The sequence below is a fragment of the Pseudotamlana agarivorans genome, from assembly GCF_018860245.1.
Lineage (GTDB): Bacteria > Bacteroidota > Bacteroidia > Flavobacteriales > Flavobacteriaceae > Pseudotamlana > Pseudotamlana agarivorans_A.
The window spans coordinates 367,940-393,468 of sequence record NZ_JAHKPD010000008.1 but is presented as its reverse complement, the minus strand read 5'-3'; the positions used below and the strand labels follow the sequence as shown (position 1 = coordinate 393,468).

Below are 25,529 nucleotides of genomic sequence, written 5' to 3'. Positions count from 1 at the left end.
CATTTAATAAACTGATATCATTTCTACTTTTAATTTCCGCCCTAAAACAAAAAAGCATCCCAATCTTCTTCGCAGAAAAAAGGAAAGCCTTTCATTGGAATACCTCCCGATTGCTATCGGGATTACTGGTATTACTACTTCCTAGATTTCTCTAGGAACAACACAACATCATTATTGCCATAAACCTTGATTCTTCAAACTTTATTTGCAACATTTTGCGATACGCTTGGAGTCATTTAACTCCCTGAGCACGCTTTATATTTTGTTCAAAATTTCAATTCTAAAAATTCTTAAAACCTTCTCTACAAAGGCATACCGCACAACCTGCGCCTAGAAAGTACAAAGATAGAAACTTAATCTATACAGTCAAATCATTTTATCAAATTAATTAAATTCAAATAATAAGAACTCGTATTCTACGATTCTATCTCAATCAAAATGATGTCAGATATAAAACACTTCACCCATCTCTTAGATCAAGATAATTATTAAAATCTCAATTTTACCTATTCAATTATTACCTTTTTTACAACAACACCAATATCCGATTCTAAATACACAAGATACACCCCTGTAGACATTTTATCAACTGGCAACAAGGTTACTGAAGCCTCTAAATTTTCAACCCAAACCCCTACTAAACCTCCTAAGGTATTGTACATTTTCACGCCTAACAACTTAGAACTTGTTGTGTTTCTAATTTGTAATTCCTTTGTCGTATTGCGCATATAAACCGATAAACCATGTTCTAAAGTCTCTTCCGCAGCACTTAACGTATCGTCTGACTTAAAAACCAATGAAAAACGATTTAAATATGCTCCAGCCTCTAAATTCATTTTAAAAACTCCTTCGTTTATAGCATATGTTTTGTTTGTAAAACGATCTTTAATATATAAATCCATTCCTTCTGGAAGGTTTTCTAAATCGGCTATTTGAATTTCTACCATGTCATTAGCACTAACATGCAATCCGAATGGAAACTGTGCATCTTCATTAAATTCAGGCACACCTTGTATGACAAATTTACCGTTGTTTATTTCCCAAAACATATCGTCTGAAGCTACATCTAACATAGGTGCATCGTAACCAATATCAAAGTTAGTACTTGTATTAGCATCGGCACCTATAAGTAATTGCCTGTAATAGCCATTTGAAGCATATGTTAATCTAATTTTAGGTCTCGTGTCGCCTGGTGTTTTAGCTGTATTTTCTTTATTAGTAGATTTCAGAAAAATTGAATTACCGCTACTTTCAGTCTCAAATACACGTTGGCTATTTTTAAATTGAACAACTCCACCAACAACATCAGTTGTATTATCACTATTCATAATAGGATCAAGCGTTGCCGAGACAAAAAAGCCCTGTCCTACAGGTATGTATTGCCCAGGTGCATTTGCTCCTGATGCATTATTATCATTTATTAAAGGATCGTTTGAAATAGCCACTGCTCCACCTATTAAATTCCAAGTGGCATAACCGCCTATGTATTGTTTTAAATAATGTGAATTGACTGCCCCAAAGTGATCCCAAAAATACAAGGCTCCATTTATAACGTTCGTTCCTCGGTTTCCTGAAGTTCCCCCATCTGTTAGGTTTATCTGATCCTTAATAAATTCATCGGCGTCTAGAGCCGATGGGTAAGGGTTTCCAATTAACACGTCCTCGCCTTGGGTAATATTTATATCTATGTCTCCACTATTAGGCATACCAATAAATACATAATTTTCAGAATCTGTTAAAGGCACGGGGCCTAATGAGCCTTTCATCGTAAAACCTTGTCCAGGATTAAGGTTTGTATTTTGATCTATTTTACCCCAAGCATTATAATCATCGGTTGGCCCTTCAAAAGTATAAAGCCATCGTGAGCTTTTAATTAATTGTCCTACAGGCGCGGTATCGGCACCATTAGCACTTGTAGAATAAAGAATATCATTTCCATAATGCCCACTCCTACCATCTTTTAATACAGTTTCTAAATTATATGTTGAAGCTCCAGAAACATGTACTGGTGATGACCAATAATTATAATTAAAACTATTTGCTTTTCCCTGTTGATCGCGTTCTAATGATCCCGTACTAACTCCAATTATAGTACTGCTGTCGTTTTGCAACAACTGCCCTTCGTCTACTAAATCAATAAAACCATTTAATAATAAATCGCCGTCTAGTTGCATAAAATTATCATGAACCATTAATGAGGCACCTGTTTCAATATCAAAATCATTGGCTAAACCACCAGCATCTCCACTAAAAATCTCTGGCTGATTTACGGCACTCGCAGGTATTAATACATCTGTACTTAGTTGCGGAATAGCACCACAACCCCAGTTCCCTGAATCATTCCAATCTGTACTTACTACGCCCGTCCAAACATTAATATCATTGATAATTATAGTCGCTACATTAGAAGTGTTTTCTGCAATATAAGGACTTGTCATACCTACATTATTTGTACTAGAAAGTGTGGCTTTTCTAATCACATATATCGTATCTCCACTATTCACAGTACCAAAATCTGTTACAGCCGAAGGGGTATATGCAGCTCCTGTTGCTCCCGATATATCTGTCCAAGGACCACCTATCGAGCTACTATAAGCCCACTGATATCCTGTACCTGAAGTAGTAATACCCGCAGGTAAACTTCCAAATTGATCACCACTTATTGGTACACCTACTCCTGTTTCACAAAGAGTTTGTGTGGTATTGGTATTTAAGTCATTTTCTAAAACTAAGGTTAAACCATTAAAAGAAACTTGATTACTACCGCCATTCTCAAAAAAATCTAATATTAAAGCATTACTCCCATTTAAATTTAATAGAACATCTTGATCCGTACTGAAGCCTCTAGCTGTCCAATAATCGTACACCAGACTCCCATCAACTTGTAAACGTGAGCCGTCATCGGACCCTATATCAACCACATATAAGCCTTGCCTAGTAGAATTCATACGATAACGAATTGAAAAATATTCGGTATGAATAGATCGAATGCCGTATGTTGCCGAATTTATAGAGTAACACGTAGTTCTCCCGCCAAAATTCTCATCAAACTCTTCCATTTCAGTCACTTCACCATAATAATCAGTAAAATTACCACCATGAGCAACCGAGAAATTATTTCCATCATACACGTGACCTATCCAAGAATCTGTACCAGCGGTAGTTTGCGAATCGGGGGAGTTAATTGGAGTCTCCGCGCTAACCATAATGAGTCCGCTAACACAGCCGCTAGCATCTAAAATAGCCACCCAGTAATCAGTTGGAGCACTTATAGCTGGGGTGTTAAATGTATTATCTGAATCATCAGTACTTTCATAAAGTATTGCACCACCAGTTGCTGCATCGTACCATCTATATTTGTCACCTGAATTAGCTCCTGAAGCAGATAATGTGACACTCGATGCTCCACCAATACATAGTGCACCATTAATACCTATTGGTGATGTAGGTGTCCCTGCAAAGGCATTAATTACAACATTAGCCGATGCTGCCGAATCACAGTTACTAGCTCCGTTATTAATGAGTTGAGACGCCGGTATATTTACATAAGAAGCCGCACCAGACCTACCCCAAGCAAGTTGCGCTACCGCCTGACCTGCATTCTCGTAATACTCTAAAACGATGTTATATTTTTGTCCTGCCACAAAAGGGATTAATGATGAGTAATTATAAGTCGCCCCGTGGTCTGTCCAATTATTAATAACCTGAACACCATCTACCCAAAGCCTAATACCATCATCACTACGTGTTCTAAACACATAATCATCAGAATAAGTGGGAACCACTTGTCCGGTCCACCTAACAGAAAAGTTATCAGTACCAATGGAACCGTCTGGACTTCCATTGACCCAGTCAAAATTTATTGTGCTATCCGTTCTTGTTAAATCAGGGGTACCCGTTAAGGTTGAATTATTAAAATACTCACCTTTTAAACCTTGTTCATACGCTTCAACCGTATAAGAATAGGTTCCAGGAGCTAATCCAGAAATCGTGGTAGTCGACCCCGTTCCTGCTGTGGTATTTCCTCCCGGACTTTCTGTTATAACCCAAGAATTTGATGGCAAGCCAGTTAATTCAACGCTACCAGTTGCAACAGGACATGATGGCTGTGTAATGGCTCCCACAACAGGTGCCGATGGTATATTATTTATGGTTAAATTTATACCATTATCACTTCCAACCTCCACAGGATTATCACTTACCACCCTTATTCTATACCCAGCACCTTCTAAAGTACCTAAAGGAACTGTAGCAGTAATGGTACCTGCAGACACAGATGATAATGTGCCTATGTCAACAGGAGAAGTAAACCCTCCGGCAGCATCAGATAACTGAGCAGTAAAAATATTTCCTGAGTTAAAAGTTCCTGAAATAACGAAAGGCACATCCACGGCTCCCCCTTCGCAATACGAAGTTGGCGAAATCATTTCTGTGGTAATCGTTTGAGAAAAACTTAGAAAATTAACGAACAAAAAAAGCACGAGTTGGTTAACTTTCAGAAAATTAAAGATTTGGGTCATGTATTAATTTTTAGAAAGGGAGATGATATTTGGCAAACATAATGTTTTTTTCAATCATTTAAAAAACATTAACAAGGGGGCATTTCCTTAGTTTTTAAGCATAAAAAAAGCCTTAAATTTCTTTAAGGCTTTTTGCAATCTTGCGGTCTGGACGGGACTCGAACCCGCGACCTTCGCCGTGACAGGGCGACATTCTAACCAGCTGAACTACCAGACCGTTGCGTTATTGCGAGTGCAAAGATACACGCCTTTTTAAATATCACAAACGTTTTTGAAACTTTTTTCATGAAATTTTTAAAATATTTTAAAACAATTTGATAATCAGTATTTTAAAATTTCAAATTTATTTATAAAAGCTCAGGATTAAGCGAATTTTTGACGCTCCACCAAATAAGTCGTTAGGATGTTATTAAAATCCTTGTTTATATCGGCTTCAACATACTTAATTTTATACTGTGCGCACTTTAAGCGCAGGTTATTAAAATAATTTTCTACGGTGGCGCTGTAGCTTTCTTTTATTGAATCAGCATAAAGGTTAATAAACGCTCCGGTTTCAACATCAACAAAACGCTTGGGCTTATTATCAAAATCGAAGTCTTGCTCCTTTTTCTTATCCATAACATGAAATAACACTACTTCATGCTTGTTGTATTTTAAATGCCGTAACGCTTCAAAAAGTTTTTCATCCTCCTCTGAGGCTTGAAACATATCGGTAAACAAAAAAATCATAGACCGCTTATGAATCTTCTCAGCAACCTCATGCAAATACCTATAAGTTTCAGTCTCTTTGTTCACAGGGTTTGAAACCGCAACACCGTCCAAAGTGTTTAACAACATTTGATGATGCCGCTCACTCCCCTTCTCTGGGGCATAAAAATCATACGCATCACTATACACTGTGAGTCCAACCGCATCGCGCTGTTTCTTTAAAACTTGCATTAACGAAGCGGCCGCCAATACCGAAAACCCAATTTTATTTAAATGTTCAATAGAAAAAGAAGGCATTTTTGGGTAATGCATCGAACTGCTATTATCTATAATCAGGTGGCAACGTAAATTCGTTTCATCGTCATAACGCTTGGTGTACAGTTTTTCGGTTTTAGCGAATAACTTCCAATCGATATGACGCGTACTTTCACCTTGATTATAAATTTTATGCTCTGCAAATTCTGCCGAAAACCCATGAAACGGACTCTTATGCATGCCAGCAATAAAACCCTCGACCACTTGCTTGGCAAGCAGCTCGAGGTTCTTAAAACCTTTAGCTTTATTAAGTTCGTTTTGTAGCATAAAATAGATGCCCCACCTAGCCTCCCCGGTAGGGGAGGAACACTCATATGGGAATCGGTGTATTAAATTTTAGTTCTATAGCTTAATCTGATATTCTCAATACTTTATTGGGAAAGAGTAAGAGTTCCCCCAACTGGGGGCTAGGGGGCCCGGCTTTTTATTTTATACCATCTACAATTCCATAGGCAACAGACTCCTCTGCACCCATCCAATGATCGCGGTTAAAATCTTTCATCACTTTATCAAAATCTTGTCCGCAGTTATCGGCTAAAATTCTTGCACTTAATTCTTTAGTAATCACGATTTCCTTAGCCGTAATTTCAATATCACTCGCTTGACCACGTGCACCACCGCTTGGTTGATGAATCATAACACGCGCATGCGGCTGAATAAAACGTTTCCCTTTTGCTCCAGCCGATAAAATAATCGACCCCATGGAAGCAGCAAAACCAGTACAAATTGTAGAAACCTCACTGTTTAACGCCTTAATACAATCGTAAATTGCAAAACCAGACGTTACATAACCTCCAGGACTATTAATATACAATTCGATATCATCACTCCCTAAAGCATCCAAATACATCAATCTATCAATAACATGCTTTGCAGATTTATCATCTACCTGACCCCATAAAAACACTTTACGTTGTTCTATAAATTTACTATCAATAGCATCTTGCACTTTTCTTTTATCACTCATGTTGAATTTTTAATTTTGTTCTAAAATAAAAAAAGGTTCACCATAATGGCAAACCTTTTTAATATTCTTTTATTTAAATAGACTTTTAGACTATAATAAAGCGTCTATAGCTTCAGTATAAGCTGTTTTAGGCGCTACACCCACTTGTCTTCCAACAACTTCTCCGTTTTGAAACACTAAAACAGTAGGAATATTACGAACACCATACTTAGCTGCAAATTCTTGATTCGCATCTACATCTAGCTTTCCAACAACGGCTTTACCATCGTATTCACTACTAATTTCTTCGATGATTGGCCCAACCATTCTACAAGGTCCACACCATGCAGCCCAAAAATCAACTAAAACGGGTTTATCACTTTTTAAAACCGTTTCTTCAAACGTCGCATCTGTTATTTCTAATGCCATAATATTTATATTTTAATCTGTTTTACTTCAATATTAAAGTACAAAATTAGTCAAAAAAAACTCTAAAGCTTACAAACCATCAATTTGTTTTCCTTATAGCTTCATCGATTCGTACTATCAAAGGATTTCGGGCGCATAAACCAGGCTATTCGCTATATCTTTTTTGTGTTTAAATTCACGTTTTTTATCAGGGCCCAGTATTCAAGTTTATAAAAACTACTTCTAATAAGTTTACATTTCACAAAAAAGGATGCCGCTGCTATCCTTTGCGCGCTGCTCGTTTCCGAAAATCATATGCTTCCTTTCTATTTCTCACTCTTGACGGCACCCGTTAAAAACGAACGCTAGCCTGCAAAACGTAAATAATCTGTGGAAATCCGTGGAATCTGTGTCTAGAATTATTGGTTACTAGTTCTTGGTTATTAGTTGTTAGACTTACTCATACGCTAATTTTCATAAATAGTACAAGTTCAATTCGTGTCTAAAAAACCCTCTGTGAGTCTACGTGAAACCTCTGTAAAACCCTGTGTTACACCCCACAAGAGTAAAACCAAAAACTAGAAATTTACTTCAAATCTAAACACTTCTCGACTCCGCTCGAAGACCGTATAAAAACATGAATAGAACTGGTGTTCGAAGTCGAGAACATTTCTAACTAGCAAAGAATCTGTGAAAATCAGTGTAATCTGTGTCTAGAATTATTGGTTGCTAGTTGTTGGTTATTAGTTGTTAGACTTACTCATACGCTAATTTTCATAAATAGAACAGACCTCTCTGTGAGCCTCCGTGAAACCTCAGCGTAGCTCTGCGTTACAATCCCACAAGAGTAAAACCAAAAACCACCAAGTAGCAACTAAAAACCAAACCCGCCGTGAAACCTCAGCGAAACTCTGTGTTACACCCCCTCAAGAGTAAGCAACAAAAAACCAATAACTAACAACCAGCAACTAGCAACTAGCAACTAAACAACCCTAATTCAACTTAAACTTAATATATCTAGCTTCCAATTCCGAAACCAACTCCTGACTCACCTTAACCTTTTGTCTTCTACTCTGCATGGCTATTTTCACTTTGTCTTTCGTGTCGTAAACAACAAAATTAAGTGCTTGATTCCCTGGATGCATATGCAGCAGATCCTTTAAATCGATTACTTTTTTATCATCTAAGTCATTAATATTTATTTGAATGGATAATTTTTTAGCATAATTCTCCATGACATCATGCAGCAACTGAAAACTATTAAACTGCAACCTCGGGTCACTTTTCTTTCCGGTATCTTTATTCACCCAACCTTCACGTACAAACGTCTTCACAAATACAAAATTATTATGCATTAAAAAGTGTCTGAATTTTAAATAATCCTCACCAAAAATTCTAAACTCGTAGCTATCATAATAATCTTCAATAGTAAACATTCCCCAGCCCTTTCCTTGCTTGCTTACACGGTGCTGTACATCGGTAACCACGCCTCCAAAAACGAGTTCCCTATTCACATAAGGATCAATATTCAAAAACATACCAACATTGGCATTACAAAAAGTTTTCATTTCAGTTTTAAAATCATCTAATGGATGCCCAGAAATGTAAACCCCAACCACTTCACGCTCCTTGCTTAATTTTTCCATGGTTCCCCAAGACTCACAAGGCGGTACTTCGGGCTCGGCGATTTGCACTTCACTAGCTTCGCCAAACAAACTCACCTGTGCCGAATTTTCATTCTCTTTATGTTTTTGCGCATATTTAATCGCTTTCTCTAAAAAGGTAATCCCGTCACCATCATCATGAAAAAACTGTGCACGATGTGTATCACCCAAACCGTCAAACCCTCCTGCTAAAGCTAAATTCTCGAAAGCCTTTTTATTGGCAGCACGTAAATCGATACGCTTAGCCAAATCGAAAATTGATTTATACGGCCCTTCCTCACGATTATCTACAATGGTCATTACCGCACCATGACCTACACCTTTAATAGCCCCCATACCAAAACGAATCGCACCATCTTTGTTTACCGAAAATTTATAATAACTTTCATTCACATCTGGACCAAGCACGTCCATTTTCATACGCTTACATTCCTCCATAAAGAACGTCACCTGTTTGATATCATTCATATTATTGGAAAGTACCGCTGCCATATATTCCGCAGGGTAATGCGCCTTACAATAAGCCGTTTGGTAAGCAATCCAAGCATAACATGTGGAGTGCGATTTATTAAAGGCATAACTCGCAAAAGCTTCCCAATCCTTCCAAACTTTCTCAAGAATTTTAGCATCATGACCGTTCGCACTGGCCTGCTCGATAAACTTAGGCTTCATTTTATCAAGTACCGCAATTTGCTTTTTACCCATAGCCTTACGCAGTACATCGGCTTCACCCTTTGTAAACCCTGCGAGACTTTGAGACAAAAGCATAACCTGCTCTTGATATACGGTAATACCATAAGTTTCCTTAAGGTATTCTTCCATAGCTGGTAAATCGTACTCGATTTCCTCGTCGCCATGCTTACGTCTAACGAAACTAGGAATGTATTCCATTGGCCCTGGACGATACAAGGCATTCATGGCAATTAAATCTTCAAAAACTGTAGGTTTTAAATCCCGAAGGTGTTTTTGCATCCCTGGTGATTCATACTGAAACACCCCAACAGTTTCACCGCGCTGGAACAACTCATAGGTTTTCACATCATCTAAAGAAAAACTATCCGGATCTAAAACGATACCATGCTTGGCTTTTACAATTTTAACGGTATCCTTAATTAAGGTTAGCGTTTTTAATCCCAAGAAATCCATTTTCAGCAGCCCGGCATCTTCCACCACCGAGTTATCAAACTGTGTCACGTATAAATCAGAATCCTTTGCCAAGGATACTGGTACGAACTTGGTAATATCATCTGGAGTAATAATCACCCCACAAGCATGAATACCCGTATTTCTAACCGAACCTTCTAAAGTTCGCGCTAAATTCAAAGTTTCCGCTGGTAAATCGTTACCATCAGCAATATTTAAAAGCTCGTTTACTTTTTCTAATTCTTCAGCTCTAAATTTTGAAGCCAAAGCCTTTTCATCTAAACCAAATATTTTATTCAGCTTAGACATATTTGGTATTAACTTGGCAATTCTATCGGCATCAAAAAGCGGTAAATCCAGTACACGGGCTGTATCTCGAATAGACGATTTTGCCGCCATGGTACCATAAGTAATAATTTGTGCCACTTGATTGGCCCCGTACTTATCGATTACGTAATCCATGACACGACTACGCCCTTCATCATCAAAATCAATATCAATATCGGGCATACTCACACGATCCGGATTTAGGAAACGCTCAAAAAGCAGATCGTACTTCATCGGGTCGATGTTGGTAATCCACAAGCAATACGCCACTACCGATCCTGCCGCCGATCCACGACCCGGCCCCACCGAAACATCCATGTTTCTAGCCTCTCGGATAAAATCTTCAACAATTAGGAAATACCCTGGATACCCCGTATTTTCAATAACGCTCAACTCAAAATCGAGACGTTCTGTAACTTCTTCAGAAAGCGGTTCTCCATAACGTTTTTTAGCACCTTCAAAAGTTAAATGCTTTAAAAAGGCGTTTTCCCCACGCTTACCGCCATCAGCTAAATCTTCATCATGCTTAAATTCTTCAGGAATATCAAAGGCTGGTAATAATACATCACGAGCTAACTGATACCCCTCCACCTTATCGACTACTTCTTGCACATTAGAGATCGCCTCAGGAATATCCTTAAACAATTCTTTCATGGCATCGCCAGACTTAAAGTAGTACTCTTGGTTTGGCAACCCAAACCTATAGCCTCGTCCGCGACCTATTGGCGTGGCTTGTTTTTCACCATCTTTTACACACAATAAAATATCATGGGCATTGGCATCTTTTTGATCTTGATAATAAGTATTATTGGAAGCAATCAGTTTCACATCATGCTTTCTTGCTAACGCGATCAATGTTGGGTTTACACGATTTTCATCTTCTTGATTGTGGCGCATCAATTCCACATACAAATCGTCGCCAAACTCCTCTTTCCACCATAAAAGCGCTTCTTCCGCTTGAACTTCACCTACATTTAAAACTTTACTTGGTACTTCACCATATAAGTTTCCTGTAAGCACAATGATATCTTCTTTATACTGCTGTATTAATTTCTTATCAATTCTTGGTAAATAATAAAACCCATCAACAAAGGCATGCGAGGATAATTTCGCTAGGTTATGGTAGCCGTTTTTATTTTTGGCTAATAGTACAATTTGGTATCCGTTATCTTTTCGAGTTTTATCTAAATGATCTTCACAAACAAAAAACTCGCAACCAATTATAGGTTTTATCTCCTTCGCTGTAACAGTGGCGCCGGTAGCTTCAGCTTCTTTAATTTTAGCTTTCACACCACTATTATGCTTGTTTACTGCATTCACGAAGTGAAAAGCCCCCATCATATTCGCATGATCGGTAAGCGCCACGGCTGGCATATTGTATTTGGCTGCTGCCGAAACAATATCGGCAACCCCCATAGTGGATTGTAATACCGAATATTGCGAGTGGTTATGTAAATGCACAAAATCGACATCGGCTAACTCGGAAATATTTTTATTTATTTCTTCTGAAGAAACATCTACCGTTTGCGCCTTTTTTATACGCTCAAGAATTTTAGCACTCTCCTTTTTAAGGTTGATGTGCTTTAATCCGATAAGCCTAATGGGCTCTGGGTTTTCCTTTTTAAAATTCTCGAAATAATCTGGTTCAACGTCTAGTTGTTCTTTAGTATATTCTTCCAGACGGATTAACTCTAAAAAGCAACGCGTGGTCGCCTCTACATCGGCAGTCGCATTGTGTGCTTCTGCAAAGGGCTGATTAAATAAAAACTCATGGAGTTCGGTAAGCGTTGGTAACTTAAATTTACCATAACGACCACCAGGAATTTGACATAAATTAGCCGTATGCTCTGTACAGGTATCTAAAACTGGTAATTCTTGCAGCTGATTTTCAACATGACCACGCACAAATTCGGCACCCATAATGTTTAAATCGAACTTCACGTTTTGCCCGACCACAAACTTGGTTTTTCCTAAGGCGATATTAAATTTTTCTAAAACCTCATCTAAAGAAACCCCTTGCTCTTGCGCTAATTCGGTAGAGATACCGTGAATTTTTTCGGCGTCATAAGGGATATTAAAACCTTCGGGTTTCACCAAGTAATCCTGACTCTCGATACAGTTACCCATCTCGTCATGCAATTGCCATGCTATTTGAATACACCTTGGCCAATTATCGGTATCGGTTATGGGTGCATCCCAGCGTTTAGGCAATCCGGTAGTTTCAGTATCGAAAATTAAGTACATTCTTAAAGTTTAGATGTTTGTTATTAAGGCGATTAGAAAAACAAATCTTAGTCGTTAAAAATACGCAGAATTTACACTTTTAAAAACGGAACCCCTAAAAGTTGTAAACAAAAAAGCGGCGCTTTCAGTAAATTACTGAAAGCGCCGCAACTAGCTCAATCAATGATTAAGATTAAGACCTCAAGACCTCATAAATTTTCCTTGAATTAAAACCCTTTTATTATTAAGGACACTTTAAATTTAAGATTCTCTACAGTTCAATTTCACAAAAACAACCTAACACACCTTTAAACATAAGTGTTTACAATGGATTAACAAACTTCACAATAGCTTTAAGAGTCATTAACAGAATAGGTATCATTATTAAGTTAATTTATATTAATTTAGTCGTTTAAATCTTAACACATGCATTACAAACACCTTATTCTATTAGCATTAGTTGTTTTTTCAACTAAAAACTACGCTCAAAACATTCCACTTTACGTTGGAACTTATACCAATGAAGACGCTAAAGGCGTTTATCAGCTTCAATTTAATACCGAAACTGGCACATTAAGCAAACAACAATTAGCCATTAAAATTGACAACCCGTCGTTTTTACAGTACTCCCCAGATAGAAAATATTTATACTCTACCAACGCAACCAAAGATGGTTTTGTGTCTTCTTACACCGTTAATGAAGATGGTACGCTAACGCTTTTAACACGCATGCGTAGTCATGGTGTTTTGCCTTGCCATATTTCTTTAAATGAAGCTGGCGATAAAGCTGCAGTTTCAAATTACAGAAGCGGAACTGTTGCTATTTTCCCTATTAATAAAGATGGGAGCCTAAGCGAAGCCTCTCAAATTTTTGATCATAATTCCGAAAAAACAAAATCGCATGCACATTCGGCGCATTTCTTTAATGACGACTTATTTGTTGCCGATTTAGGAACCAATGCTGTTTTTCAATATGAACTAAAAAAAGGTGAATACAAATTGGATACCGATGCGATTGTAAAAACAAAAGGTAATCCAGGTCCTAGACATTTCACAATGACAAAAGACGGAGAATTCATGTACGTTATTAACGAAATGGGAAGCAGTATTACTTCAATAAAAAGAAGCGGCAATAAATTTAAAGAAATTGATTACGATTCTACCCTAGCGGAAGATTATAAGGGCGAAAACGCCTCGGCAGACATCCATTTATCAAATGACGAAAAGTTTTTATACGCAACAAATCGTGGCGAAAACACCATTGCTGTTTTTGAAAGAAACATAAAAAAAGGAACTATTGAAAAAGTACAAAACGTTTCTGTTCATGGTGATTGGCCAAGAAACTTTGCTATGGATCCAACAGGAAACTTCCTTATAGTGGCTAACCGAAGAAGCAATAACTTGGTAGTTTTCAAGATTGACCAAGCTAGCGGTGAACTCACCTATTTACAAGAACATAAAACACCAACGCCAGTTTGCTTACTTTTTTAGCTTTCTAAAACACTGAGAATTAAAAAAATATAGTATCTTTGCGCCCTTATTAATAACTCGAGGTCGAGTACCTCACATAATTAATTATTATGCCTGTAAAAATTAGATTACAAAGACATGGTAAAAAAGGGAAACCTTTTTACTGGATCGTAGCAGCTGATGCACGTTCAAAAAGAGATGGTAAATACTTAGAGAAATTAGGTATCTACAACCCAAACACAAACCCTGCAACAGTTGAATTAGACGTTGACGGTGCTGTACAATGGCTACAGAATGGTGCACAACCAACTGATACAGCTAAAAACCTTTTATCTGAAAAAGGTGCTTTACTAAAAAATCACCTTGCTGGTGGTGTTAGAAAAGGTGCTTTAACTGAAGAGCAAGCAGAAGCTAAATTTACTGCTTGGTTAGAAGAAAAAACAGGAAAAGTTCAAGCTAAAGTTGATGGTTTATCTGAAGCGCAAGCTAAAGTAAAAGCTGAAGCATTAGCTGCTGAAAAAGCTGTTAATGAAGCAAGAATCGCTGCCGCTGCTCCTGTAGTAGAGGAAGAGGTTGCTGAAGAAGCTCCTGCTGCTGAAGCAGAAGCATCTAACGAAGAAGAATAAAAAACAAAATTTTTTATACTTTTAAACTCCGATAGAAATATCGGAGTTTTTTATTTAATAGAACTTTTTCGAAGTTCTATTAAATAATTCCCGCGAAGGCGGGAATCTCTAATTGTTTAACTTATCTTAAAAAGATTCCCACCTTCGTGGGCATGTAAAACATATTTCTTATGAAAAAAGAAGACTGCTTCTATCTAGGTAAAATCATAAAAAAATACAGCTTTAAAGGTGAAGTTTTAGCTAAACTTGACACCGACGAACCTGATATTTACGAAAACTTAGACGCTATATTTATAGATTTAAGAAACAACCTGATTCCTTTTTTTATTGAAAGCTCACAACTGCATAAATCGGAACTCCTTCGTATCAAATTCGAAGAAGTAGATACCGAAGCCGATGCAGATGCCATCATGAAAAGTGACCTATACTTACCTCTAGAAACGCTTCCTAAGCTTGAAGGTAATAAGTTCTATTTTCATGAGGTTATTGGTTTCACCATTGAGGATGTCAATTTTGGAACAGTAGGAACGATTAAAGCCATAAATGATTCTACAGCACAGGCTCTTTTTGAAATTGACCGTGACGGTTTAGAGATTTTAATCCCAATGAATGATGAGTTTATTATCAATGTAGATCGCAGTAAGAAAACGATTCTAGTAAACACGCCTGAAGGGCTAATAGACTTATACTTAGAATAGATTTTGGCATATAACTAGTCCAAAAAAAAGCTGTCTAAAAAGTAAAGTTTTCGTCAACCTGAATTCATTTCAGGCCCTCATAATGATTGGTTATCAATATGATGCGATTCTGAAATGAATTCAGAATGACGTACTTTAATACTTTTTGTACAGCCTCTTTTTTTTTAATAAGAAAAACTTACCTATTGCGCAAAAGCATATATTTCCTCCCTTACGATAGCATCTTTCGCATCTTGAATAATATCACGTTGTTTAATTAATAGTTTACAAACAGAAAGTGGCAAACCTAACATTCTTAATAATTCGTTATACCTATTTATTGCCAAACTCTGCATCTCACTTACTTCCTTAATGATTTTTTCTTCACTATCATTTAGCAAAACAACGTTTCTAACTTTCATCCAAAATTTAGAAAGTTCAGACGAGGAAGCTTGAACCTCTTCATTATCAAAGGATCCTCCAAGTTTCAAAATCTCAACTTTTAAAGCTTCAACAAACTCTTTTCGTTTAACACTATTAGCTTTAAAAAAATATTTTAAATCTTCATCCAACACCTTACCTTCAAGTTCCAAATATATTCTCTCGACCTCTTGATTTACAATCAAAAGCGCATTCAAATTCAATAATATTCTTTTTTGTTTTTTCATAGCTATTAACTTTTCTTAGGGCAACAACTGTTGAGAGGGAGAGAGAAATTGTTGCATGACAAAAGTAGAAATGCTATGACACCTTCATTTTAATTTAACAGTGTTTAGCATTTTACCGTAAGACAAAACGCACTTAATTAAGTCTTTATTAACATACATAGGCCTCACCGCTAATACGTTTGAGTATTTTTTCAATAAATAAGACTTGAGCAGCATTATTTCTTAGTTTTACGCAAGAATAAAAAATAACATGTCGAATAAGCCTTTTATATTTAAACAATTTAAAATCAATCAAGACCAATGCGCTATGAAAATTGGTACAGACGCTGTTTTATTAGGCGCATGGGCATCGGTAAACCAACAGCCTTTTTCCGTTCTAGATATTGGTTCAGGAACTGGGGTATTAGCCCTTATGATTGCCCAAAGATGTCCTGCCGAGGTTATTGATGCTTTAGAAATTGACGACAAGGCTTACGAGCAATGTGTAGATAATTTTGAACAGTCCGATTGGGGCGATCGGCTTTTTTGCTACCATGCGGCTTTAGAAGAGTTTGTAAATGAAATCGAAGACCAGTACGACCTCATTGTTTGCAATCCCCCATTTTATTCTGAAGATTATAAAACCAATGACGACACCCGAGATTTAGCACGTTTTCAAGACGCACTTCCCTTTGAACATCTAATTTCGGGAGTATCAAAACTACTTTCTGAGAACGGTGTGTTCACTGTCATTATTCCTTATAAAGAAGAGACCCGATTTATCAAATTAGCTTCACAAGAAAAACTCTACCTCAACAGAACACTACACGTTAAAGGCAACCCAAGCTCTGAAGTTAAACGTAGTATTCTCGAATTTTCTTTCCGCGAAAGCGGCACTAAAAACAGCACGCTTACTATTGAAAATCAAAGACATGACTACACTGAAGATTACATAAACTTAACAAAAGATTTCTATTTAAAAATGTAGAAAAGCAAATAAGATTGATTAAATTTGAGATAAACAGTTCTGAAAAATAAAAAAATACATTGTGTGTTTTAGTTTTCAGAAATCAAACCTCTTATTAATTTCGTCTTTATGCGTCCAGATTTATTTGTAGCTCCAGATTATTACAACTTAGACGAATTATTAACTGATGAGCATAAATTGGTTCGCGATGCGGCTAGAAAATGGGTGAAACGCGAAGTCTCCCCTATTATTGAAGACTATGCTCAAAAAGCTAAATTCCCAGAACAACTTATTAAAGGACTTTCTGAAATTGGTGCTTTTGGCCCATACATACCTTTAGAGTATGGAGGCGCAGGATTGGATCAAATTTCTTATGGGCTCATCATGCAAGAAATAGAACGTGGAGACTCTGGTATTCGCAGCACAGCCTCCGTACAGTCTTCCTTAGTGATGTATCCCATTTGGAAATATGGCAACGAAGCCCAACGTAAAAAGTACTTACCCAAATTAGCTAACGGCGAATGGATGGGCTGCTTTGGCTTAACAGAACCCGACCATGGCAGTAACCCAAGCGGCATGGTTACTAATTTCAAAGACAAAGGGGATCATTACTTATTGAACGGCGCTAAAATGTGGATTAGTAATGCGCCTTTTGCACAAATCGCTATAGTTTGGGCTAAAGATGAAAATGATCGCGTACATGGTTTAATTGTTGAACGTGGCATGGCAGGTTTTACAACTCCAGAAACCCACAATAAATGGTCACTACGTGCTTCGGCAACTGGCGAGTTAATCTTTGATAATGTTAAAGTGCCAAAAGAAAATATATTACCTAATAAATCTGGATTAGGAGCACCTCTGGGCTGCTTGGATTCCGCACGTTATGGCATCGCTTGGGGCGCCATTGGCGCGGCGATGGATTGTTATGATACGGCTTTACGCTACAGCCAGGAACGTATGCAATTTGGTAAACCTATTGGGCAATTCCAGTTACAACAAAAAAAATTAGCTGAAATGATTACAGAAATCACCAAAGCACAATTATTAACCTGGCGCCTGGGTGTTTTAAAAAATGATAATAAAGCGACATCGGCCCAAATATCTATGGCCAAACGAAACAATGTAGATATGGCTATTAATATTGCTCGAGAGGCACGACAAATTCTTGGTGGTATGGGGATTTCTGGAGAATACGCCATTATGCGTCATGCCATGAACTTGGAAAGCGTGATTACCTACGAAGGCACGCACGACATTCATTTACTAATAACCGGATTAGACATCACTGGTTTTAACGCTTTTAAATAATAACACGTAAAATGATTTATTTACCTTACAATTTATTTTTATCTTCGCTATCTACCCCAACGCAATCGTTTTCGATTAATTATTCTAAACAATTATACATAAGACTGACTTTTGACAGCTTTTATATAAGCTGTAGACCCTAAATTTGTCTTAGAATAAGAGTATTATATTCACAGAAAGTAACTTTTTATACATCATGCAAGAAGAATCAAGAAAAGACATTATCCAATTTACGAACTTACAATTAGCGTCCCTTTGGTTGCCTACTTTTAAGGATAAACCGGATAGTAAAGTTAAATTTTGCAATCCAAAATTTGAAGAATTAACAAGTGGAATCGTAAAAAACGTACAAGCTAAATCGCGACTTTTAGCAACGCATCACGCACCTGCAGATTCTCGTATTCAAAATTTTATAAACGACTATTTAAAAGATGTAAAATTTGAAAAATCGTACGTCATTCCAAACAACACACTTATTCTATCGAGAAAAGGACAAGCTAGAGAAGTAAGTTTACCTCCGGATGGCGATACTTTCAAAAGCAATCAAGTAACCTCTAATAGAATAAAACAAGGAATTTTAAACAATCCTTTACACGATAAAAGAACAACAAAAGGAACTTTTCATATTGTTGAAGGTCCGTTACCAGTGCCTTTAGATAAAAAAGAAGTACCTAGAGTTGTTTTTGCACATTTTTTAAACGCAGCTTTTACGCCTTCAGACGAGTTAAAAAATCTGCCATTTACATCAAGTCAGCCTGAAGAAGAGCAAGCTAAAACTTTAGTATCTATGATGCTAAGACCTGTAGTTTGCCCAGAAGTTAAAGGTGTCATTTCAGAAAAATCTTTAGAAGTTCGTTTCTTCGCCCCTGGTAGTTTAGTGAGTAATCTAGATTTCGTAGAATCTATATTCGGAAATGCTGGCGATCCACATTTAGCTTTAAACGATGCTGCTTTAGACACTGAACACTGGACCGGACATACCGGTTGTATTATTTTAGCACCTCAGTTGTTAAAACTTAAAAAGAAGGATGTTGGCCTACCTCATATTGACGATGCTACGGCGCGTCAAAAAAATGATGGGATGTGCTGGGAAAAGGAAGATGAACTTTACAACGACGGTGGCGCATTCAAAATCACTTGTAGAGATGACCGCGGTGTAGTTGTTACTATTATTGCTGATAACTACTATGGCTACTCTAAAAAAGAGATTAAAACACAAATTAGTTATTCTGCCAACCTTTATGGTTTAGTTGAAGAAGAACACGCTGGTGGTGCTATTGCTTTCGCAAGACGTGTTATGGGAAGTACTCTAGATGGTAGGGATTATACTAATTTCCACCAAAACAAACACAGTTTTGAAGGGGTAAAACAATTATTAGGTGATCGTATTGATGTGCAACCTGAAAATTATGCCATAGATAAAAAATACCCTAATATCATATACATTCCAGAGGATGCTTACGTGAATACAAACACAAACAGCATTACCTGGGAGCATAATGGCAAGGAAGAAAAATTAATTCTTTCTCCACGTAAAACATATGTACATCCAACTGGTAATAAATTCAGGTTAGAAAAACACCAATCTGTTGATTTATGGCGTATTGTTGACACGTTTGCAGAAGGTATTTTCTGCCACAAACCTTGTACGGTATCTGGTGGAGGTAAATCTGAAATATCAAAATCGATGCAAAACGCTATTACATATAGTACGTTTAACATTCAAGATATTGATGAGGATTTCAAAAAAGCCGATGAAATTATCGAATTTGATTATACTACGCGTTGGAAGAAAAAAGATCCGAATAGACCAAAATCTAGATCTTTCTTAAGTGAAGAAAGATCGTTAAGTTCTGCGGTGAAATTACTAACGCCTTCAGAAGAAAACACAGACGAGTACAACCAAATGCTGGAAGAAATTCCTGTGCACATTAGATCGTTAGTGCTATTCGTGAAACGTCTTTACAGACAAGCTCGTGGTGTTTTAAATTGGAAAGACTACATGTCTGTTGAAATCATTAACGGTGAAAACGGTACTGGTCTTTTACATAACAACACGCCTGTTGTTGGTAGTTATGTACGTATTGGATTTAATCAAAAAGGAAACTGGATGCTTAACAAGTTAAGATCTGATTTTTCGCCTTGTGAAAAAATTCAAACCGAAGATGATATTACAGCTTCTATCACTTTACCAAGACAAGAACTTAAGGACTTAAATCCTGAATTCTCTAATAAAAGTGTAAAAGTGGTAACAAACTGTGAAGCGCATCTATTCCAAAGACCCGATGAAGCTGTAGTTAGAGGTTATGATAAAAATGCCGAATTAGATATTGTAACTAAAGGCCGTTTCTTAACCAATTATGAATTGTTGAAAAAAGCGGATGCCATTGAAATTTATAATGACACCATTCATTTTGATAAATACACACAACCGGTAAAAGATTTCATTACAGAAATTGTTAACAGTGATAAAGAAGAAGAGTTTTTCGTATTACCATCACATACAAGAATTGTACAAGGGGAACCAACGAAAAACCCAAGATATTTAGAACCTAATAAGAATGTAAGCGAAACGGAAGCTACTTATTTAGCTGATGTTGGCGTACGTTTAGTGAGACAAATAAAAGCTGAAGATCCTGTAGTTAATGTTGTAAATGCTGTTTTACCTGGTAGAAGAAATAACCCTGCCGATAAAGAAGCTGGTATTCGTGCCTTAGCAGTTTACAACCCAATTCACTACCAAGAAACTCCAGAATTATTCATGGATTTTATTTGTAGTTTAACCGGAAAATCACCATCAACGACTGGAGCAGGTTCAGAGGGGGCTTTAACAAAAGGACCTTTTAACATGTTAACACCAACTACAGATTTAAATAATGCACTATTATCGCATATTTTAACAGAATCTGATGCGTTTAGTACCGCAGCTGGATATGTGGGAGGAAACAATCAAGTTGATCATGATATTAGTTTATTAATTCCAGAAATATGGGCACGTTTAGAACCATCTGATCGCGATCCTAAAAAATTAATTGCGAATGGAAGTTTAGAAAAACTTGAAGATTTTGAACATAATGGTGAAACAATTTTGGGAAGTCGTTTAGGGTATAGAATCACTAAAACATTCTCACACCTATGTTTAAATCGTTTATTTGACGAGCCTACCGCTGTTTTTAACGAAGAAATGTTAAAACCAGAATTACAAGGTCTTGAAGATTATGTAGATGGTATTAAAAATATTGTTGAAGCACAAGAAAAAGTAGCTTTACGTTATTTTGAAGATGGTAGTATTGAAGCTGCTATTCCTCCATTAAAGATTTTATTACACATGATGGCTTACGGTAATTACGAAGGTAAACCAATGAGCGATCCTGAATTAAGAAAATTATTTGATAGAGATTACGTATTAAATAGCGACTGGTACAAAGAAAGATTGGCGTTAAAACAGCAAAAAGACATTCGTTTTTACGAATCTCAAATCGCGTATTTGGAAACATTCATTACGAATATCGATAACGCTATAATTTCTTCAGAAATGAATATTGAAGAGCGTTTGGAAGTTGTTAAACAACAATACAATGAAGTAAGTTCTAAGGCTTATCTAGAAACTTTAGTAGGCACTATTGGAGCAGATCCATTATGTAGAAAATAAATCTCAAAACATCATAATGCTAAAAATGAGGCTGCCTGAAAAGGCAGTCTTTTTTTTGTCCAAATGCTATGTACATCGTAAAACACAATTAAATTTGGCCCAAATACTCAAAAAACAAACCGCCTTAATTGCTTAAAAATCAGACAACTCTAAAAAACAAATCTAAAATATCCGTTAAACTGCAATTTTTTAACGTTTTTTTTATCATTTTGACAAATTTTTACCACCAAAATTTGGAAATCTTCTTTTTTCGTATACATTTGGAAAACCATACTGGTTTACCACTTTAGTTAACCAGTTAAATATTAATCTATTACTAAACTATTTTAAATTAATTAACAATGAAAAACAGATTTTCAAAAGTTAGCAAAACTGCATTTTTTAGTCTTGCTACATTCGCCCTCATTTTTACCATTTTCGCTTGTTCAAGTGAAGAAGTATTAGAAACCGACACCTCTGCAGAAGATGACACCACCACCGCATCTGCATATTCAAAATCAACACTATCATCCAAATCGGCCGTAACCATACAAGCCGAAGCATATGATAGTCAAAGTGGTATTAAAACCGAAAGCACTGCCGATACTGGTGGCGGATTAAACGTAGGTTGGATAGATACCGATGACTACCTAGAGTATGACATTGAAGTACCAGCTTCTGGAAGTTATAAATTTGAGTTTAGAGTGGCTTCAAAAACAAACACTTCTAAATTTGACTTCTATCAAGATGGCACAAAATTAAGCAACGTAAACAAAGCGTCTACAGGCTCGTACCAAACGTGGATAACCACATCTAAAACAGTAGATTTATCTGCAGGTAGCAGCACATTAAAATTACTGGCTACAGGTGGTGGATGGAACATTAACTGGATACGCATTACACCTGTTGATGTAGACGAAAGTACCTCAGAAAACTTAGCATTAGGAAAAACGGCAGAACAATCTTCTGTTGCTCATGGAGGAAATCCAAGTCGTGCTGTTGATGGCAACACAAATGGTGCATGGTCTAACGGCAGTGTTACCCATACATCAAGTACAGCACAACCATGGTGGCAAGTTCGTTTAGGTCAAGATTACACAATCGGAAGCATTAAAATCTTTAACCGTACAGATAGCTGTTGTAAAACACGTTTAAGCAATTTTGATGTCTTTGTATACAAAGACAACGGAGATTTAGCATACAAAACGACTATCGAAGATTCTCCAAACCCATCAGTTACTATTAACACAGGAGGTGTTACTGGTGCTCGTGTACGTATCAAACTAAAAGATACTAACGCGCTTTCTTTAGCAGAAGTTCAGGTTTTCTCTACTGGAGGCGAACCAACCGACCCAACTGATCCTACCGACCCTGAAACACCAAGTCCAGGAAACGCAAGTATCCCATCTGATTTAATGAGCAACTGTAACCAATGGAAAATCACGTATCCTGATGGGGTGGAAGACAAAACACTTTGTGGAGAGTCTAACAACGAATATTTCTATGTAAACGATGATAAAAATGGTATGGTTTTCCGTGTACCAATTAGAAGTAACAACGGATCAACACCTAATTCAGACTATATCCGTTCCGAACTTAGAGAACGTGAAGAAGATGGTGGTTCTGATATCTACTGGACTACTTCTGGAACACATGTCGTGTATGTACAACAAGCTATTACCCATTTACCAATTGTAAAAGATCATTTAGTGGCGACTCAAATTCACGGTAATAAAGATGATGGTATTGATGATGCCATGGTTTTAAGATTAGAAGGCAATCACCTGTTTTTAAGCTTTAATGGTGGGGTGTTAAGAGATGAAGTAACTATTAAAACAAACTACTCGCTTGGAACAACTCATGAAGTTATTTTTGAAGTAAAAGACGGGAAACACTATTGCTACTATAGTGAAGATGGCAACCTTAAAAACGCTTACGCTAACGGAAACGCATCATCTTACTTAGTGAAAGATGGAAGCAACACGGTGTTAATGGACAGAGATTACGGTGAAGCTTACTTCAAAATTGGTAACTACACACAAAGTAATGCTGAAAAAGAAGGTGACGAAACTGGTAAATCAAACAACTACGGCGAAGTTGTAGTTTACGATTACTTTGTAGAACACTAAGCCACATACTACAAATTCTAAAAGGAAAAAGGCGATGATTGATTTCATCGCCTTTTTGTTTGTATTTTAAATCATTTTAATGCTTACAACATATTCCTAAACACACATGACGTATTACATGTCATTCCGAAACATCGAGGAATCTCTAGAACAATAGAAAGATTCTTCAGTCGTACCTCCTTCTGAAGGACAAAATCAAAATACCTTACTCTCCATGCGCTTCTCGCATAAATTCTTCAGCCTTTTCAACCATGTTTTTACTTCCACATATAAAAGGCACGCGCTCATGTAACTCTGTAGGTTCTACATCCATCGTTCTTGTAAAACCATCACTAGATTTTCCATTAGCTTGTTCTGCTAAAAATGCAATGGGATTACATTCATATAACAAACGTAACTTCCCTTTCGGATTTTTAGAACTTTGCGGGTATAAATAAATCCCCCCTTTAATCATATTTCTATGAAAATCGGAAACTAGAGATCCAATATATCTTGAGGTGTAAGGTCTATCCCCTTCCTCCTTTTGGCAATATTTAATATAGTTTTTTATGCCCTGCGGAAAGTGAATATAATTCCCTTCATTCACGGAGTAAATATGCCCGTCTTCAGGAAATGTCATATTAGGATGCGATAAGTAAAAAGAACCAATTGCCGGGTTTAAAGTAAATCCGTTTACACCAGCCCCCGTAGTATATACAATCATGGTAGATGTTCCGTAAACCACATAACCCGCGGCCACTTGTTCGCTACCTTTTTGAAGGAAATCTTCAAGTTTTACAGGTGTTCCAACTGGAGTTACCCTTCTGTAAATTGAAAAAATAGTACCTACAGATACATTCACATCAATATTTGAAGAACCATCTAATGGATCGATTAAAACAACATACTTATTTCCGTTGTTTTCATCCTGACTATTAATGGCAATAAAATCATCTTCTTCCTCACTTGCGATGCCACAAACAATATTTCGTTTAGTCATGGTTTGAATAAACTTCTCATTAGCATATACATCTAACTTCTGTTGATCTTCACCTTGAATATTTGTATCACCAGCAGCGCCTATGATATCGACTAAACCAGCCTTATTTACTTCGTGATTTACTACTTTTGCTGCTAATCGAATAGAATTAAGGAGACTAGAAAGTTCTCCCGAAGAGTATTGAAATGCAGATTGATTTTCAATAATAAACTCTCCTAGAGTTTGGTGTTGTCGAGACATATGTAAGTGTTTTGGTTAGCACAAATATCTGCATTTTTTCCATAACTACACCGATTTCGAAAAGGTTATACACCGAAAATAATGAACTTTAAGCTATATTTGACCTTCAATTACGGACACTATGAATTATACCATTAGAAACGCAAAAAAAACAGACATGCCTCAAGTGCTAAATTTAATTAACGAATTAGCCGTTTTTGAGAAAGAACCCGATGCTGTAGAAGTTTCACTAAGTGATCTGGAAAAGGATGGGTTTGGAGAACAACCTGCTTTTCATTGTTTTGTTGCAGAAGTTGAAGAAAAAATAGAAGGCATTGCTTTAATTTATAACCGCTACTCCACTTGGAAAGGTAAAATAATCCATTTAGAAGATTTAATAGTTAGTCAAGCCATGCGTGGTTCTGGCTTAGGCACAGCGCTTTTAGATCAAGTCATTAAACACGGGCATCAATTAGGCGTAAAACGCATTAATTGGGAAGTGATAGACTGGAATGAACCTGCCATTGCCTTTTATGAGAAAAAAGGTGCTAAAGTTTTAAGAGATTGGGACGTAGTACATTTAGATGAATCTGGAATAAAAAACTACATAGCAAACCTGTAA

Annotated in this window: 15 protein-coding genes and 1 tRNA gene; 8 read left to right on the top strand and 8 right to left on the bottom strand. The window is 36.8% G+C overall.

Going from position 1 to position 25,529, the window contains the following annotated elements:
- Nucleotides 1–506 precede the first annotated feature (506 nt).
- The 6 genes from KO493_RS04435 to dnaE form a co-directional block, all read right to left on the bottom strand.
- Nucleotides 507–4,520: a PA14 domain-containing protein gene (locus tag KO493_RS04435; protein ID WP_216066734.1), complete on the bottom strand. Its 4,014-nt coding sequence runs from the start codon at nt 4,518–4,520 to the stop codon at nt 507–509.
- Between the two features lie 143 nt (nt 4,521–4,663).
- A tRNA-Asp gene (locus KO493_RS04430) sits at nt 4,664–4,737 on the bottom strand.
- Between the two features lie 146 nt (nt 4,738–4,883).
- Nucleotides 4,884–5,810: a DUF58 domain-containing protein gene (locus tag KO493_RS04425; RefSeq protein ID WP_216066733.1), complete on the bottom strand. Its 927-nt coding sequence runs from the start codon at nt 5,808–5,810 to the stop codon at nt 4,884–4,886.
- A 157-nt stretch (nt 5,811–5,967) separates the two neighbouring features.
- Nucleotides 5,968–6,510 carry a ClpP family protease gene (locus KO493_RS04420; RefSeq protein ID WP_216066732.1) on the bottom strand — a complete coding sequence of 181 codons (543 nt, stop codon included), beginning with the start codon at nt 6,508–6,510 and terminating at the stop codon, nt 5,968–5,970.
- A 90-nt stretch (nt 6,511–6,600) separates the two neighbouring features.
- Nucleotides 6,601–6,918 carry a thioredoxin gene (gene trxA / locus KO493_RS04415; RefSeq protein ID WP_150938824.1) on the bottom strand — a complete coding sequence of 106 codons (318 nt, stop codon included), beginning with the start codon at nt 6,916–6,918 and terminating at the stop codon, nt 6,601–6,603.
- Between the two features lie 971 nt (nt 6,919–7,889).
- Entirely contained in the window at nt 7,890–12,275 is a 4,386-nt protein-coding gene (gene dnaE / locus KO493_RS04410) for a DNA polymerase III subunit alpha (protein WP_216066731.1), read from the bottom strand.
- 405 nt (nt 12,276–12,680) lie between these two features.
- Between dnaE and KO493_RS04405 the strand changes: the two genes are divergently transcribed.
- The 3 genes from KO493_RS04405 (at nt 12,681) to rimM (ending at nt 15,048) form a co-directional block, all read left to right on the top strand.
- Nucleotides 12,681–13,745, top strand: a complete 1,065-nt coding sequence (locus KO493_RS04405; protein ID WP_216066730.1) for a lactonase family protein — start codon at nt 12,681–12,683, stop codon at nt 13,743–13,745.
- Nucleotides 13,746–13,834: 89 nt separating this feature from the next.
- Complete coding sequence (locus KO493_RS04400) at nt 13,835–14,350, top strand: 30S ribosomal protein S16 (protein ID WP_216066729.1); 516 nt, start codon at nt 13,835–13,837, stop codon at nt 14,348–14,350.
- Nucleotides 14,351–14,520: 170 nt separating this feature from the next.
- On the top strand, nt 14,521–15,048 hold the full coding sequence (gene rimM, locus KO493_RS04395; RefSeq protein ID WP_216066728.1) for a ribosome maturation factor RimM: 528 nt from the start codon (nt 14,521–14,523) through the stop codon (nt 15,046–15,048).
- A 182-nt stretch (nt 15,049–15,230) separates the two neighbouring features.
- On the opposite strand, the gene KO493_RS04390 is transcribed toward rimM, so the two are convergent.
- A complete protein-coding gene (locus tag KO493_RS04390; RefSeq protein WP_216066727.1) occupies nt 15,231–15,695 on the bottom strand; it encodes a DUF2383 domain-containing protein in 465 nt (154 codons plus the stop codon).
- 250 nt (nt 15,696–15,945) lie between these two features.
- Between KO493_RS04390 and KO493_RS04385 the strand changes: the two genes are divergently transcribed.
- The 4 genes from KO493_RS04385 to KO493_RS04370 all read left to right on the top strand — a co-directional run bounded on the left by KO493_RS04385 (nt 15,946) and on the right by KO493_RS04370 (nt 23,709).
- On the top strand, nt 15,946–16,662 hold the full coding sequence (locus tag KO493_RS04385; RefSeq protein WP_216066726.1) for a tRNA1(Val) (adenine(37)-N6)-methyltransferase: 717 nt from the start codon (nt 15,946–15,948) through the stop codon (nt 16,660–16,662).
- Between the two features lie 108 nt (nt 16,663–16,770).
- Nucleotides 16,771–17,949, top strand: coding sequence for an acyl-CoA dehydrogenase family protein (locus KO493_RS04380; protein WP_216066725.1), 1,179 nt, complete (start codon nt 16,771–16,773; stop codon nt 17,947–17,949).
- A 196-nt stretch (nt 17,950–18,145) separates the two neighbouring features.
- On the top strand, nt 18,146–21,601 hold the full coding sequence (locus KO493_RS04375) for a hypothetical protein (protein WP_216066724.1): 3,456 nt from the start codon (nt 18,146–18,148) through the stop codon (nt 21,599–21,601).
- Nucleotides 21,602–21,942: 341 nt separating this feature from the next.
- Entirely contained in the window at nt 21,943–23,709 is a 1,767-nt protein-coding gene (locus KO493_RS04370; RefSeq protein ID WP_216066723.1) for a polysaccharide lyase family 7 protein, read from the top strand.
- Between the two features lie 205 nt (nt 23,710–23,914).
- Here KO493_RS04370 and fbp read toward each other — a convergent pair whose 3' ends face one another.
- Entirely contained in the window at nt 23,915–24,928 is a 1,014-nt protein-coding gene (gene fbp / locus KO493_RS04365) for a class 1 fructose-bisphosphatase (RefSeq protein ID WP_216066722.1), read from the bottom strand.
- A gap of 121 nt (nt 24,929–25,049) precedes the next feature.
- Between fbp and KO493_RS04360 the strand changes: the two genes are divergently transcribed.
- Entirely contained in the window at nt 25,050–25,529 is a 480-nt protein-coding gene (locus KO493_RS04360; RefSeq protein ID WP_216066721.1) for a GNAT family N-acetyltransferase, read from the top strand.

Coding starts and splice junctions, on each gene's coding strand:
- KO493_RS04435 (WP_216066734.1), bottom strand. CDS start 4,520: ATGACCCAAATCTTTAATTTTCTGAAAGTTAACCAACTCGTGCTTTTT.
- KO493_RS04425 (WP_216066733.1), bottom strand. CDS start 5,810: ATGCTACAAAACGAACTTAATAAAGCTAAAGGTTTTAAGAACCTCGAG.
- KO493_RS04420 (WP_216066732.1), bottom strand. CDS start 6,510: ATGAGTGATAAAAGAAAAGTGCAAGATGCTATTGATAGTAAATTTATA.
- trxA (WP_150938824.1), bottom strand. CDS start 6,918: ATGGCATTAGAAATAACAGATGCGACGTTTGAAGAAACGGTTTTAAAA.
- dnaE (WP_216066731.1), bottom strand. CDS start 12,275: ATGTACTTAATTTTCGATACTGAAACTACCGGATTGCCTAAACGCTGG.
- KO493_RS04405 (WP_216066730.1), top strand. CDS start 12,681: ATGCATTACAAACACCTTATTCTATTAGCATTAGTTGTTTTTTCAACT.
- KO493_RS04400 (WP_216066729.1), top strand. CDS start 13,835: ATGCCTGTAAAAATTAGATTACAAAGACATGGTAAAAAAGGGAAACCT.
- rimM (WP_216066728.1), top strand. CDS start 14,521: ATGAAAAAAGAAGACTGCTTCTATCTAGGTAAAATCATAAAAAAATAC.
- KO493_RS04390 (WP_216066727.1), bottom strand. CDS start 15,695: ATGAAAAAACAAAAAAGAATATTATTGAATTTGAATGCGCTTTTGATT.
- KO493_RS04385 (WP_216066726.1), top strand. CDS start 15,946: ATGTCGAATAAGCCTTTTATATTTAAACAATTTAAAATCAATCAAGAC.
- KO493_RS04380 (WP_216066725.1), top strand. CDS start 16,771: ATGCGTCCAGATTTATTTGTAGCTCCAGATTATTACAACTTAGACGAA.
- KO493_RS04375 (WP_216066724.1), top strand. CDS start 18,146: ATGCAAGAAGAATCAAGAAAAGACATTATCCAATTTACGAACTTACAA.
- KO493_RS04370 (WP_216066723.1), top strand. CDS start 21,943: ATGAAAAACAGATTTTCAAAAGTTAGCAAAACTGCATTTTTTAGTCTT.
- fbp (WP_216066722.1), bottom strand. CDS start 24,928: ATGTCTCGACAACACCAAACTCTAGGAGAGTTTATTATTGAAAATCAA.
- KO493_RS04360 (WP_216066721.1), top strand. CDS start 25,050: ATGAATTATACCATTAGAAACGCAAAAAAAACAGACATGCCTCAAGTG.